The organism is Streptomyces sp. NPDC058758 (assembly GCF_042746075.1).
GTDB lineage: Bacteria > Actinomycetota > Actinomycetes > Streptomycetales > Streptomycetaceae > Streptomyces.
Window position 1 is genome coordinate 235802 of sequence record NZ_JBHYPS010000008.1, and the last position, 12320, is coordinate 248121.

Annotated in this window: 13 protein-coding genes and 1 tRNA gene; 3 read left to right on the forward strand and 11 right to left on the reverse strand. The window is 74.4% G+C overall.

Annotated elements, in window-relative coordinates; translation table 11 throughout:
* The first annotated feature begins 15 nt into the window (after positions 1 to 15).
* The gene (locus tag ACFW6A_RS13630; protein ID WP_386640532.1) at positions 16 to 2637 is read left to right on the forward strand and encodes a phosphoribosyltransferase; all 2622 of its coding nucleotides are present in this window, start codon (positions 16 to 18) and stop codon (positions 2635 to 2637) included.
* Positions 2634 to 3455: an HAD family hydrolase gene (locus ACFW6A_RS13635; RefSeq protein ID WP_386485019.1), complete on the forward strand. Its 822-nt coding sequence runs from the start codon at positions 2634 to 2636 to the stop codon at positions 3453 to 3455. The genes ACFW6A_RS13630 and ACFW6A_RS13635 overlap by 4 nt, the downstream gene beginning before the upstream one ends.
* A gap of 4 nt (positions 3456 to 3459) precedes the next feature.
* On the opposite strand, the gene ACFW6A_RS13640 is transcribed toward ACFW6A_RS13635, so the two are convergent.
* The 3 genes from ACFW6A_RS13640 to ACFW6A_RS13650 form a co-directional block, all read right to left on the reverse strand.
* Positions 3460 to 3669, reverse strand: a complete 210-nt coding sequence (locus tag ACFW6A_RS13640) for a zinc ribbon domain-containing protein (RefSeq protein WP_351853200.1) — start codon at positions 3667 to 3669, stop codon at positions 3460 to 3462.
* Between the two features lie 446 nt (positions 3670 to 4115).
* A complete protein-coding gene (locus tag ACFW6A_RS13645; protein ID WP_386640536.1) occupies positions 4116 to 5423 on the reverse strand; it encodes a hypothetical protein in 1308 nt (435 codons plus the stop codon).
* A 131-nt stretch (positions 5424 to 5554) separates the two neighbouring features.
* Entirely contained in the window at positions 5555 to 6316 is a 762-nt protein-coding gene (locus tag ACFW6A_RS13650; protein ID WP_386640539.1) for a DUF4097 family beta strand repeat-containing protein, read from the reverse strand.
* Between the two features lie 157 nt (positions 6317 to 6473).
* On the opposite strand from ACFW6A_RS13650, the gene ACFW6A_RS13655 reads away from it, so the two are divergent.
* Positions 6474 to 6548 (forward strand) — tRNA-Val (locus tag ACFW6A_RS13655).
* Between the two features lie 101 nt (positions 6549 to 6649).
* Here the strand turns inward: ACFW6A_RS13655 and ACFW6A_RS13660 are convergent.
* From ACFW6A_RS13660 to ACFW6A_RS13695, 8 genes are all read right to left on the reverse strand, one after another.
* The gene (locus tag ACFW6A_RS13660) at positions 6650 to 7786 is read right to left on the reverse strand and encodes a tyrosine-type recombinase/integrase (protein ID WP_386640542.1); all 1137 of its coding nucleotides are present in this window, start codon (positions 7784 to 7786) and stop codon (positions 6650 to 6652) included.
* Positions 7786 to 7995: an excisionase family DNA-binding protein gene (locus ACFW6A_RS13665; RefSeq protein WP_386640545.1), complete on the reverse strand. Its 210-nt coding sequence runs from the start codon at positions 7993 to 7995 to the stop codon at positions 7786 to 7788. The genes ACFW6A_RS13660 and ACFW6A_RS13665 overlap by 1 nt, the downstream gene beginning before the upstream one ends.
* Entirely contained in the window at positions 7992 to 9374 is a 1383-nt protein-coding gene (gene repSA, locus ACFW6A_RS13670; protein ID WP_386640548.1) for a replication initiator protein RepSA, read from the reverse strand. The genes ACFW6A_RS13665 and repSA overlap by 4 nt, the downstream gene beginning before the upstream one ends.
* 90 nt (positions 9375 to 9464) lie before the next feature.
* Positions 9465 to 9788 (reverse strand): SpdD-like protein, encoded by a 324-nt coding sequence (locus ACFW6A_RS13675; RefSeq protein WP_386640551.1) that lies wholly within the window; start codon positions 9786 to 9788, stop codon positions 9465 to 9467.
* A gap of 44 nt (positions 9789 to 9832) precedes the next feature.
* The gene (locus tag ACFW6A_RS13680; RefSeq protein WP_107063396.1) at positions 9833 to 9991 is read right to left on the reverse strand and encodes a hypothetical protein; all 159 of its coding nucleotides are present in this window, start codon (positions 9989 to 9991) and stop codon (positions 9833 to 9835) included.
* 13 nt (positions 9992 to 10004) lie between these two features.
* On the reverse strand, positions 10005 to 10199 hold the full coding sequence (locus ACFW6A_RS13685; protein ID WP_043231506.1) for a mobile element transfer protein: 195 nt from the start codon (positions 10197 to 10199) through the stop codon (positions 10005 to 10007).
* 17 nt (positions 10200 to 10216) lie between these two features.
* Complete coding sequence (locus tag ACFW6A_RS13690; protein ID WP_386640556.1) at positions 10217 to 10876, reverse strand: DUF2637 domain-containing protein; 660 nt, start codon at positions 10874 to 10876, stop codon at positions 10217 to 10219.
* An 88-nt stretch (positions 10877 to 10964) separates the two neighbouring features.
* Positions 10965 to 12320: an FtsK/SpoIIIE domain-containing protein gene (locus ACFW6A_RS13695; protein WP_386640559.1), complete on the reverse strand. Its 1356-nt coding sequence runs from the start codon at positions 12318 to 12320 to the stop codon at positions 10965 to 10967.

Sequence of the window (12320 nt, forward strand, 5' to 3'; positions counted from 1 at the left end):
AAGGACGACGGCGACGTGGTGTGGACCGGAACGTGGGTCGCGGAGCGGCTCGGCGTCGAGCTGATCGGCGACGAGGAGCTGCCGGCCCTCTTGGGCCTCGCCCTGCGCCGCAACCCCAAGCGGGCCCATCTGCTCGTCTCCAGCGTGCTCGGCAAGCACGTGCCGCAGCACCCCTCGGTCGTCTACGGCTCCGGCCTCGGCCTCGGCCTGCGCGTCCGCGAGCTCCTGGGCGCCGAGGAGGCCGGGCGGGCCGTCGTCCTCGGCTACGCGGAGACCGCCACCGCCCTCGGCCACGCCGTCGCCGACGGCCTCGGCACCGCCCCCTACCTGCACTCCACCCGCCGCCCCGTCCCCGGGGTCGCCACCGCGGGCGGCTTCGAGGAGTCCCACTCCCACGCCACCTCGCACCTGCTGCTCCCCGAGGACCCGGAGCTGCTCGCGGGCAAGGGGCCGCTGGTCCTCGTCGACGACGAGTTCTCCACCGGCAACACCGTCCTCAACACCATCCGCGGCCTCCACGAGCGCTACCCCCGCGACCGGTACGTCGTCGTCGCCCTGGTCGACATGCGCGGCCCCGCCGACCGCGACCGGCTCACCGCCTTCGCCGCCGAGATCGGCGCCCGCGTCGACCTGCTCAGCCTCGCCGCCGGCACCGTCGGCCTCCCCGACGACGTCTTGGAGAAGGGCCAGGAGCTGGTCGCCCGGCACGAACCCCCGCAGCCCCCCGCCCCCGCCGGCGCGTCCGGTCCCGCCGACCCCGCCGCCCTCGCCACCGGCCCCGCCGCCCCGTCCGGTCCCGTCGGCGCGCCCTCCACCGACCCCGCCGACCCCGCCGCCGCCCCGTCCGGCCCCGTGCGCGTCGCCCTCGGCTGGCCCGACGGGGTTCCCGACGGCGGCCGGCACGGCTTCACGCCCGCGCACCGCGCCCGCCTGGAGGAGGCGCTGCCCGCGATGACGGAGGCCCTCCGTGGGGCCCTCGCGTCGGCCCTCGCGGAGGCTCCCACCGGGCCCGGCGCCCAGGCGCCGGACCGGAGCCCCGCCGACGGCCCCCGCGTCCTCGTCCTCGGCTTCGAGGAGCTGATGTACGCGCCGCTGCGGCTCGCCGGCGCCCTGGAGGACGCCGGGCTCGACGTCCGGTACTCCACCACCACCCGCTCGCCCGTCCTCGCCGTCGACGACCCCGGCTACGCCATCCGCACCCGGCTCGTCTTCCCCGCCCACGACGACCCCGCCGACGGCCCCGGCGAGCGCTACGCCTACAACGTCGCCGGAGGCGGCTTCGACGCCGTCGTGGCGGTCGTCGACTCCGCCGCCGACACCCCCGAGCTGCACGCCCCGGACGGCCTGCTCGCCCGGCTCGCCGCGCACGTCCCGCGCGTCGTCCTGGCGGTCGTCCCCTCGTACACACCGCGACCGCGACCGCGGCCGCACCCGCAGGCGGCCACGGAACCGATGGCCGCACCCGAAGCTCCCGAAAGGAGCTCCATGCTGCCCGAGCCCCTCCGCGGCCCCGCCTTCTCCTCGTACGCCCCCGAGGAGGTCGGCTGGCTGCTCCAGGACCTCTCGGACGTCGAGCTGGAGGCGCCCACCGAGGAACGCGAGGAAGCCATCCAGAGCGGCGGCGCGCACTACGCCGAGTCGCTGCCCGTCGAATACCAGCCGAGCGCCCGCTACCAGGAGCTCTTCCACAGCGCCCTCGACGCCTCCGCCGCCCGCATCGCCCACGCGGTCGGCACCGTCACCGAGACCGTCCTCACCGAGAGGTCCGGCCGCCCGGTCCTCGTCTCGCTCGCCCGCGCCGGCACCCCCGTCGGCGTCCTCATGCGCCGCTGGGCCCGCCACCGCCACGGCCTCGACCTGCCCCACTACGCCGTCTCGATCGTCCGCGGCCGCGGCATCGACGCCAACGCGCTGCGCTGGCTCGCCGCCCACCACGACCCGGCCGACGTCGTCTTCGTCGACGGCTGGACCGGCAAGGGCGCCATCACCCGCGAACTCGCCGCCGCCCTGCGGGAGTCCGAGGAGTTCGCCGGCTTCGACCCGGAGATCGCGGTCCTCGCCGACCCCGGCTCCTGCGTGCGCACCTACGGCACCCGCGAGGACTTCCTCATCCCCTCCGCCTGCCTCAACTCCACCGTCTCCGGCCTGATATCGCGCACGGTGCTCCGCTCCGACCTGGTCGGACCGGACGACTTCCACGGCGCCAAGTTCTACCGCGAGCTGGCGGGTTCCGACGTCTCCGTCGCCTTCCTCGACGCCGTCGAGGCCCGCTTCGACGAGGTCGCCGACACCGTCGACACCGACGTCAAGGACCTCCTCGCCGGCGACCGCACCCCCACCTGGGAGGGCTGGGCGGCCGTCGAGCGGATCAGCGAGGAGTACGGCATCCACGACGTCAACCTGGTCAAGCCCGGCGTCGGCGAGACCACCCGCGTCCTCCTGCGGCGCGTCCCCTGGAAGGTCCTCGCGAAGCGCGGCGCCGGCGCCGACCTCGCCCACGTCCGGCTCCTCGCCGAACAGCGCGGCGTCCCGGTCGAGGAGGTCGACGACCTCCCGTACACCTGCGTGGGCCTGATCCACCCCCAGTACACCAGGGGCGCGACGGGCGCCGACGGCAAGGCGGTGGTGTCCCGGTGAACGCCCCCACGGCCACGACCCTGGTCGCCAGCGACCTCGACCGCACCCTCATCTACTCGACCGCGGCCCTCGCCCTCGGCATGCCCGACGCGCAGGCGCCCCGGCTGCTGTGCGTCGAGGTCCACGAGTCCAAGCCGCTCTCGTACATGACGGAGGAGGCCGCCGAACTCCTCGCCCGGCTCACCGCCGAGACCGTCTTCGTGCCCACCACCACCCGGACCCGCAAGCAGTACCAGCGCATCCAACTCCCGGGCGCCGTACCGAAGTACGCGATCTGCGCCAATGGCGGCCACATCCTCGTCGACGGCGTCACGGACGCCGACTGGCACGCCTCCGTCGTCCGCAGGCTCGCCGACGAGTGCGCCCCGCTCTCCGAGATCCGCGCCTACCTCACCGCGACCACCGACCTGTCCTGGGTCCGCAAGCACCGGGTCGCCGAGGACCTCTTCGCCTACCTGGTCGTCGAGCGGGAGCGCCTCCCGGAGGACTGGCTGGACCGCTTCGGCGCCTGGGCCGGCGACCGCGGCTGGACGGTCTCGCTCCAGGGCCGCAAGGTCTACGCGGTGCCGAAGCCGCTCACCAAGAGCGCCGCCGTCCGCGAGGTCGCCCGGCGCACCGGAGCCGCGCTCACCCTCGCGGCGGGCGACTCGCTCCTCGACGCCGACCTGCTGCTCGCCGCGGACCGGGCCTGGCGCCCGGGCCACGGCGAACTCGCCGACACCGCCTGGACCGCCCCGCACCTCGACGTCCTCGCCGAGCGGGGCGTCGCGGCGGGCGAGGAGATCCTCCGCCGCTTCCGGGCGGCGGCCCTCTCCTGAGGCCTCAGCCGCAGCAGCCCCCGCCGCAGCAGCCGCCCCCGCCCCGAGCGGGGCCGGCCGCCGCCGCGGACCCGCCGACGGCCACGGCCGACAGCAGCTTCACGGTGTCGTCGTGCCCCGCGGGGCAGGAGGCGGGCGCCGAGGACTCGGCCATGGGCCGGCTCAGCTCGAAGGTGTCACCACAGGTCCGGCAACGGTATTCGTAACGAGGCATGGACCCAGGCTAGCGGCGTGCCACGCGGGAGTCAGTGCCCGAACGGTCGCATCGCGTTCCGGCCGCCGGCCGCCGGGGGCGGGGTGGGCGGCCCGGGAGGCGGGGCGGCCGTTCGGGCCGGGCGGGCCGGGCGAAGGCGGGGCCGCCGGAGCACACGGGGCAGGACGCGGGCACGGGGCAGGCCACGCCGGGCCCGCGTACGGGCCGGCCTGGGTACGGGCCGGGCACGGCCATGAGCAGGCCACACAGGTACGGCCTGACCCCGGGCAGGGCACCGGCCCGGCCACGGGCAGCGCAGGGGCACGTGCCGGGCCCGGGTACGGGCAGGGCACGGGCAGAGCAGGGGCACGTGCCGGGTCCGGGTACGGACAGGGCACGGGCCAGGTCGGGCCCGGGTACGGACAGGGCACGGGCCACGTCGGGCCCGGGCAGGGCACGGGGCCGGCTCAGTGGGCGCCGGCCCCCCGCTCCTCCCGGATGGCGGCGACGACGTCCGCGGCCGTGGCCCGTACCGCCTCCAGCTCCATCAGGAAGTGCCAGTAGTCGGGGTGGCGCCCTTCGAGACCGTCCACCGCACGCTCGATCCGTCCCACCGCCTCGTCGAGGGGACGGGCGTGACGCGGCTCCGGCCGGCTGCGCCCCTCCATCGCGAGCCGCTGCGCGTCCCGCACCGCGAACCTGGCCCGGTCCGTCTCCGCCTTCGGGTCCTTGGCGGCCGCGTCCAGCCGCCGCAGCCGGTCCCCGGCGGCGGACACCGCCTCGCCGGTCGTGTCCAGCAGCGCCCGCACGGTCGACAGCAGGGCCGTCACGTCCGGCCACCGCTGCTCGGACCGGGCCGCCGCGGCCTCCGCGAGCCGCTCCTCCGCCTGCCGTACGGCCCCGGCGGCCTGCTCCGGCACGTGCTGGAGGTCCTGCCAGCAGGCGGCGGAGTACCGCCGGCGCAGCTCGGACAGCACCGGCTCGACGGCCTCGGCCCGGGTCGCCAGGGCCTCCGCCCGGGTCCGCAGCGACACCAGCCGCTTGTCGATCTCCGCGGCCCGCTCCGGCAGCCGCTCGGCCTCGGACCGTACCGCCTCCGCCTCCCGCAGCACCCGGTCGGCCCGCTGGAGCGTCTCGCCCACCCCGTGCCGGCCGGCCCCTTCGTTCAGCCGGGTCAGCTCGGGCCCCAGCCGCGCGAGCCGCGCGGCCAGGTCGTCGGCGCGCAGCCCCTGCCCCCGTACGGCGTCGAGCGCGTCGCTCGCCCCGCGCAGCGCCTGCCGCGCCCGCTCCACGGCGGGCGCGAGCCGCGCCAGCTGCGTCTCGGCCCGGCCGAGCAGCGGCGCGAGCCCGCTCTCGAACCGGTCCAGCTCGTCCTTGACCCGCTCCAGCTCCTCCCGGGCCCGGGTCAGCTCCGCGCGCGCCCGCTGGGCGGTCCCGGCGTCGATCTCCTCCCGGTCCAGGTCGTGCGCGTCCACGGCGGAGATGTACGCGTGCGAGACCTCGTCGATCCGCCGCCCCAGCGCCGCGAAGCCCTCGACGGCCCGCTGCGCCTCGGGCGACCCGTCGACGGCGGTGATGGTCTCGATGGTGATCCGCAGCCCGCGCTGCGCCGTGTCCAGCTCGTAGAAGGCCGCGGCGGCCGCGTCCTTCGCCGCCTGCGCCTCGGCCCGCTGGCCCTCGCCGCGCCCGCCGAACCACCGCCGGGTCCCGCCGCCGGCGAACGACTGCGGCACCAGCGCCGCCACGAGCAGCGGCAGCACGAGGGCCAACCGCACCGCCGACCCACCCCTGGACGCCGCCCCGCCCCTCGCGTCGCTCGCCGCCACGTCCCTCTCCCGTGCTGTCCGAAGTGCCCGGCCGTCCGAACGACCATTCTCCCACCACCTAGGACGAACACACGGGCCGATCAGTTCGCGGTGCGCACGGTGACATCGCCGTTGTCGCTCCGCAGGCTCACCTTCCGCCCGCTCCCCTCCCGCACCGGCACGTCGATGTTCCGGTCGCCGTTCCCGCTGCTCCCGCTCACCTCGTACTCGGCCCGGGGCAGCGTGACGGTCAGGTCGCCGTTGTCCCCGGCGACGTCGACCCGCCGCGGCACGACCCCGAAGGAGAGCCGCACGTCCCCGTTGTCGGACCGCACGACGACCTCGCCGGACCCGAGCCCGTCCTCGGCCCGCACGTCCCCGTTGTCACTCCCGATGTCCAGCGCCCCGGACACCTTCGACACCCGCACGTCCCCGTTGTCGGACCGCACCTTCACCGCCGTCGCGAACCCCTCGACGGCCACGTCCCCGTCCTCCCCGGTGACGGACACGGCGACGTCCCGCGGCACCAGCACCCGGTGCACCGCCCCGCACCCCGAGGCGATCCCGTCGCACTCCACCCGGATCCGCAACCGCCCGTCGACCAGCTCCCACCGGGCCTCGGGCCCGCTCCCGCCGACCCCCCACCCGCCGACCTGCCGCTCGACCCGCACGTCCTCGACGTCCCCGGCACCGACCACCAGATCGGACCCGACGGAGTCCACCACGAGCTCCCGCCCCTGGAACGCGAACACCTCCCGCTCCACCGGCGCCCCCGCCACATCCACGCTCCCGCACCCCGCCACCGCGACCCCCGCGACCAGCACCCCCGCGACGACCCCGCCCCGACGTCCCCACACACCCACGGCCCCTCCTCCACACCGAACTCCGACCCCACCACCGTAGAAACCCCCCACCCCTCCCCACGACCGGGCCACCCACCCACCCCGAGGTAGGGCTAACCCCCCCCACCACAGGTTTGCGATCCGCCCTTCCCCTCCGTGTAGGCTGTTGCTCTCCCACGGGTGCGTAGCTCAGGGGTAGAGCGCTGCTCTTACAAAGCAGATGTCGGCGGTTCGAAACCGTCCGCGCCCACCAGCAGGTAGCACGGCTAAGGCCCAGGTCACCGGTACCGAACCGGGAACCTGGGCCTTGTCCGTTCCCCGGGCCGGGAAGGCGGGGGAGGAGCGTCGTGCCAGTTACGTGCCAGATGCGTCGCCGGGCCCGTCCGGCCGGACCTTCTTGATCTGCTCGTCGACGTGCGCGGCGATGGCGTGGTCGCGTCCGTTCACCAGGTGCTGATAGATCAGCGCGGCCCGCACCGACGAGTGCCCCATCCGCTGCATCAGCTCCCGCGTCGTGGCGCCCCCGGTAGCGGCGAGGGTGTTCCCGGTGTGGCGCAGATCGTGGAAGTGGACGTCGCGGAGGCCGGTGTTTTTCAGAGCCCGCAGCCACAGCCGGCGGAAGTTGTTCCGGCGCAATTGCCCGCCGCGGGCTCCGGTGAAGACCAGCCCGGTCCGACCAGGCTCGGCGTAGACGGCGAGGTGAGTGGCCAGACTCTCCGCCAGCGAGGCCGGGAAGGCGACGGTGCGTACACCGGCCGCGCTCTTGGGCGTCTTGACCAGGATGCCGTCGGTACGGGTCTCGGCCAGAGACCGCCGTACGGCGACGGTCCGCCGGTCGAGGTCGACGTCATGGCGCTGGAGCGCGGCGAGTTCCCCGAAGCGCAGCCCGGTGAAGGCCGCCAGCAGGATGAGCACCCGGAAGCGCGCCGGCACGGCGTCGGCGAGCTGGAAGACCTCGGCGACATCGAGGAACGGCCGCTCGGCCGTCTTGGCTGCTCCGGCGCCCTTGATGCGGCAGGGGTTGCGCTGGATCAGCTCGTCGTCGACCGCGGTGTTCATGATGGCGCGGAGGATCTGGTACGCCTTGGCCACCGTAGGCTCACCGACGCCCGACTCCAGGAGGCTGGCACGCCAGCGACGGATCTGAGGTGTCGTGATCTCGCTCAGGACCACGTTCGCGAAGGTCGGCAGGATGTGGAGCCGCAGCGCGCTGCCGTTGCGTTCACGGGTGGTCGCCGCGTAGTCGCGCTCCTTGAACCAGGCGTCGGCGTAGACCCCGAAGAGAACCCTGTCGTCCGGGTTCTTCCACTTGCCGTCGATGATCTCCGCTTCCTTGCGGACGAGCCACCGATCGGCATCGGTCTGCGAGGCGAACGTCTCGGGAGCCGATCGCGTCAGCCCGTCCGGCCCCTGGTAGCGGGCCTGGAACCGTCCTGACGGAAGCTTGCGCACGGCACCGAAGCGGCGGCGCTTGCCTTTGCTGTTCGCCATCAGGCCACCGCCGCGAATCGGGGACGAGTGGTGATCGGCTGAACGGTGTGGGCGGCGACGAATTCCTCCAAGGCCCGCTCAGGAATGCGGACATGCCGCCCCACCTTGACGAAGACGATCCGGCGCTCGGCGATGAGTCGGCGCGGGAACCTTTCGGTGGTGCCGAGGAGTTCGGCGGCCTGGCCCACGGTCAGCAGTCGGTCGGTCATGCGGTTGCTCCTTCCAAGGCGAGTTGGTCGCGTAGGGCGGCGCGGGCAGTTTCGCGATTGAGGTGGATGTCCCGGGCGATGGTGGCGGCGAGGGCGGCCTCGCCGGGGGTGTGGCCGTGGCCCGCGTACTGCCAGGAGGCGAGGACGAGCACGGTGTCCGGGGCGGTGTCGACGTGCTCCTGGGCGGCGCGATAGTCGGCGCGGATCTGGCGGAGGGCGCCGAGGGTGGTCGAGTAGTGGCGGGACTTGGTGGAGAAGTGGCCGCGGAATCCGAGCATGTGGGCCCAGGCAGTGAGCTTGCGGTCCGGGTAGAGCGGGGCCAGGTCCAGGCAGGCTTCGATGAGGCGGCGGGGGTGGTCGGGGACATCGAGGAGGTCGAGCACCTCCCGGTTGCCGATCCGGTGGTCGAGGCTGCCGGTGGTCTCGGCGGCCTTGGTGGCGTACTTGGCGACGTACGCGGCCACGGCCTGTTCGGTGATGTCGGAGCCGTCCCCGAACGCCTTGACCGGGCGGATGTCGAGCTGTCGTCCCCACTGGAACCGCTGGCGCGGCTGGTCTCCGGCGGCCGGGACGGTGACGGTGGTGTACGGGTGCACGGCGGCGGCCCGGATCGCGTCGTCCAGCAGGGGCACGGTGGCCCAGGAGGGCGGCGCACTGCCGGGTCCGTCCGGTCCGTCGAGCCTGATGACGGCGTGGAAGTGGATGGCGCCGCGCTTCTGGAACTCGGCGACCTTTCCGTACGAGACCCGCAGGACGTCCTTCATCGCGCGCTGCGTGAGCCCAGCGCGGGCGGCCAGTTCGCGGCGGAGGCGGTTGGTGAAGCGCTGCCAGAGCTGTCCGGCGTGGTTGTTGAAGAGGACGGCGCCGGCGTAGTCGTACGAGTCGGGGTCGAGGGCCGTGCCCAGGGCATGGTCGTCTTCCCGGTGCCGGACGCCGCAGCGGCAGGCGCCCCGGTCGGGGCGGTTGTGGACGGGGCCGAAGGACGGGGCGGTGAGCGTCGCGAACACGCGGGGGTGGTCGCGGACGGTCGCGGGGATGTCCTTGGTCTCGTCACCGGCGAGGCCGGCGCGGATCAGGTGGTACGTGTCCCCCGCGTACGTGTGGGCGCAGGAGGGGCAGCGGGAGGCCCGGCGGTTGCCGCAGGCGACGCGGAGGCGGCCGCCGGGCTCGTTCTCCGTCGAGTACCGGCGGAGGGTCTCACCGGAGGTCCGGTCCTTGGCGAGGGACCAGCCGGTGAGGTGGACGGGGTCGGAGCAACCGCCGGTGCGGTGCACCTGGTCCTTCCAGCGGTCGAAGTCGGGGTTCGCGGCCACCCGGAGGACATCATGCAGGGTGGCCGGGTCCAGGCCCGCCGCGGTCGCGGCGATGGGCTGGGCCATGATGGGTTTTCCTTCCGGTCGAGAGATCGGCGAGGGGTACGGCTCCCGGGCGGCGGATGCTTGGCGGTATCGAGGCCGCCCGGGGGCCGGTCAGCGGCGGCGCTTGTTCGGGGACGTGAGCAGCGAGCGGACGACGACCGCGCAGACGGCGACCGAGGCCGCAGTGACGGCGGTCGCGAGCAGCATCGAGACCAGGACCGTGCCGACGACCAGGACCACGGCGGTGCCGGCGCCGACGACGGCGAGGACGCTGCCGGGCGTGATCTGGACGGTGGGCCGGGCAGTCGGGACGACCGGGGCCGCGGCCGGGGCCATGGTCTGCGGGGCGGGCTCCACGGCGGTCGGCTGGACGACGGCGGGCGGCGCGGTGACGCCGACCGGGGTCGGCATGGTGGGGATCTTGGGGCGGAGCATGGGTGGTTCTCCTTTCCGGGCGGTGCGGATCCGTACGGGTCGGGTCACTCGGAGACGGCGGCGTCGATGACGGGGGCCAGGAGGCTGTCGGCGAGAAGGAAGCCGCCGAGGAGGAGCACGGCGACGAGCCACCAGGGCGGGCGGATCAGCTTGATGCCGAGGGCGCCGACGACGAGGAGGGTGAACCAGAGCGGGACGTCCACGGACGGTCTCCGTTCAGTCGGTGGGGCGGCAGCGGTGGGTGCGGGCGGCGAGCTGGGCGGCCGAGGAGCTGGAGTAGTCGGCGGACCAGCCGCAGCGGTCGGCGGTGCAGACGGCCGCGTACTTGGTGCGTCCGTGGCGGTCGCGGTGGGTGCCGATCTGCACGGGGCCGATGCGCATCAGGGAGTGGAAGTGGTCGCGGGCGGACATGCCGTTCTCCTTCCGGTTCAGGCGAGTTGGGCGGCGATGGCGCTGGCCATGGGGCGGGGGACGCCGAGGCGGGCGCGGAGGGTGTCGGTGTCGATGGGGGCGCCGGTACGGGCGTGGTGGTCGGCGGCGACCTTCCGGGCGTGCTCGACGAGCGCGGCCGGGACGGCGGGAGCGGGGTCGGGCTCAGCGGCCGGAAGGGCGGGCGCGCCTAGCGGCTCGGTATCCGGCTCAGTCACGGGCTCGGCGTCCCCGTTGTCCTCCGGCTCGGGTACGTACTCCGGCTCCGTAGGCTCCGGCTCGACGGCTGGGGCAGGGGCAGGCGAGGAGTGGGCGAGCAGCGTTCCCCCGAGAAAGGCGACCGCAGGCCATCCGGCGACGCCGAAGCGCAGCCAGGCGGGCGGGTCGGCGAGGTCGAGGAAGCCGGCGGTGGCGACGTTGGCGCCGAGCGAGGCGAAGAGCGAGACCAGGAACCAGCACCAGGCGAGCCGGGACGAGCCGTCCGCGCGGAGTCGTCGCCAGGAGGCGACCAGGAGGAGGTCGACGGAGACGGGGTAGGCCCATGCCTTCCATCCGGTCTGCCCGGCAGCGGCGGCGAGGTCGTGCAGGTGGGCGAAGGACAGCGCGCCTGCGATCAGGGCTTGGACCAGCACGGCGTCGACGCGGAGCTTGCTGGTCATGACGGCACCTCCTTGGTGGGCGTTTCGGGCATGGCGGGGGTAGGGACGTGGCGCGAAGGGGCCGCTCCGGCCAAGGGAGCGGGGAGCCTCAGGGAGTGGCCGGGGCCACCGGGGCCGGAATGGCCACGGGCACGGCGGGCGAGGCGAGGACCGGCCGAAACGCGTCGAGCGCGGGCAGGTCCGGGGTCAGGTGGGCGTGCCTGTTGCAGGCGTCCACGGCGGCGCGGAGCGAGGTGTGGGGCGTCCGGATGCGGGACCAGCCGCCCGACGCGTCGCCGGTGATGGCGAGACCGGGAGCGGAGACGGGAATCTGGACGGTGGCGAGGACGGCGTCCGGCGCGATGTCGCCGAAGGCCATGTTGGCGCTGGTCTCGTCGTTGACGCGGTGGGCGGTACGGACGCTGAGCTGGGCGCGGAGCATGGTGATGCCCTTGCCGAGTTCGGATCCGAAGCGCTGCCCGCAGATCTCCAGGTAGATGCCGGCGGCGCGGCCGAGCTGGGCGAGCCGGGCGAGGGCGGTGATGATCCGGTCGCGCCGCTTCTCCTCGTCTTTCGTGGCGAAGAGCGCGAGTTCGGCGACCTCGTCCACGAGGAGGACGATGGGAACGGGGCGGAGGTGGTCGGGCAGGTCCCAGATGTCGGCGGCGATGTCGGCGTCCGGGGTGTCGGCGGTGATGCGCTGTTCGGCGCGGATGAGTTGGTAGACGTCCTCCATGTGCGCGATGAGGGCATCGAGCAGGTCGGCGGCGGTGTCGGGGTTGTCGGCCAGCGCGGAGAACCGCCGGGCCAGAGGGAACAGCTCCACCCCCTGCTTGCAGTCGATCCCCACCAAGGCGACTTCCTGGGCGGCGAGTTCGGCCACCAGGTTCCGCTGGTAGACCGACTTCCCCGACTTGGTGGCGCCGATGGTGAGGGCGTGCGGGGTGGTCTGGTAGTCGCGGTAGTGGACGTCCCCGTCCTCACGGAGGGCGACCGGCACCCGCATGGTCGAGCGCTCGGCCCGCGCCGGCATCTGAACCCGCCGGAGCACGTCGTACCCGGTCATCCGAAGCTCGACCACACCGGAGCGGATCTCCCGCGAGGTGACCCCGAACATCCCGAACGAGTGCCGGAGCCGGTCGCACGAGGCCGCCACGTCGAAGGCGTCCTGTCCGGGCCGGAGCCCCAGCCGTAAGACGAGCCCGGTACGGGTGGGCCGGAGCCGCAGGATGCGCGGCGCCCGCGGTTCGGGGACGGGACGGTTCGCCATCCGGGCGATGGCGAGACGCCAGCGGGGCGGCGGAACGGTGAGCCCGCAGGCGTCCATGACCGCCCGGTACCGGCCGAGGACCCGGCACGTCGCGAACGTGACGCCGAAGGAGAGCCAGTACCAGGCGGGCCGCCGCCACCGCAGGAGACCCGCGAGGACGGCGACCAGCACCACGGCGGCGATCAACCACCGCAT

Bases quoted from the DNA above. Each gene is read 5' to 3' on its own strand.
- repSA (WP_386640548.1), bottom strand. From the start codon at position 9,374: ATGGCCCAGCCCATCGCCGCGACCGCGGCGGGCCTGGACCCGGCCACC.
- ACFW6A_RS13675 (WP_386640551.1), bottom strand. From the start codon at position 9,788: ATGCTCCGCCCCAAGATCCCCACCATGCCGACCCCGGTCGGCGTCACC.
- ACFW6A_RS13660 (WP_386640542.1), bottom strand. From the start codon at position 7,786: ATGGCGAACAGCAAAGGCAAGCGCCGCCGCTTCGGTGCCGTGCGCAAG.
- ACFW6A_RS13695 (WP_386640559.1), bottom strand. From the start codon at position 12,320: ATGCGGTGGTTGATCGCCGCCGTGGTGCTGGTCGCCGTCCTCGCGGGT.
- ACFW6A_RS13685 (WP_043231506.1), bottom strand. From the start codon at position 10,199: ATGTCCGCCCGCGACCACTTCCACTCCCTGATGCGCATCGGCCCCGTG.
- ACFW6A_RS13640 (WP_351853200.1), bottom strand. From the start codon at position 3,669: ATGCCTCGTTACGAATACCGTTGCCGGACCTGTGGTGACACCTTCGAG.
- ACFW6A_RS13665 (WP_386640545.1), bottom strand. From the start codon at position 7,995: ATGACCGACCGACTGCTGACCGTGGGCCAGGCCGCCGAACTCCTCGGC.
- ACFW6A_RS13690 (WP_386640556.1), bottom strand. From the start codon at position 10,876: ATGACCAGCAAGCTCCGCGTCGACGCCGTGCTGGTCCAAGCCCTGATC.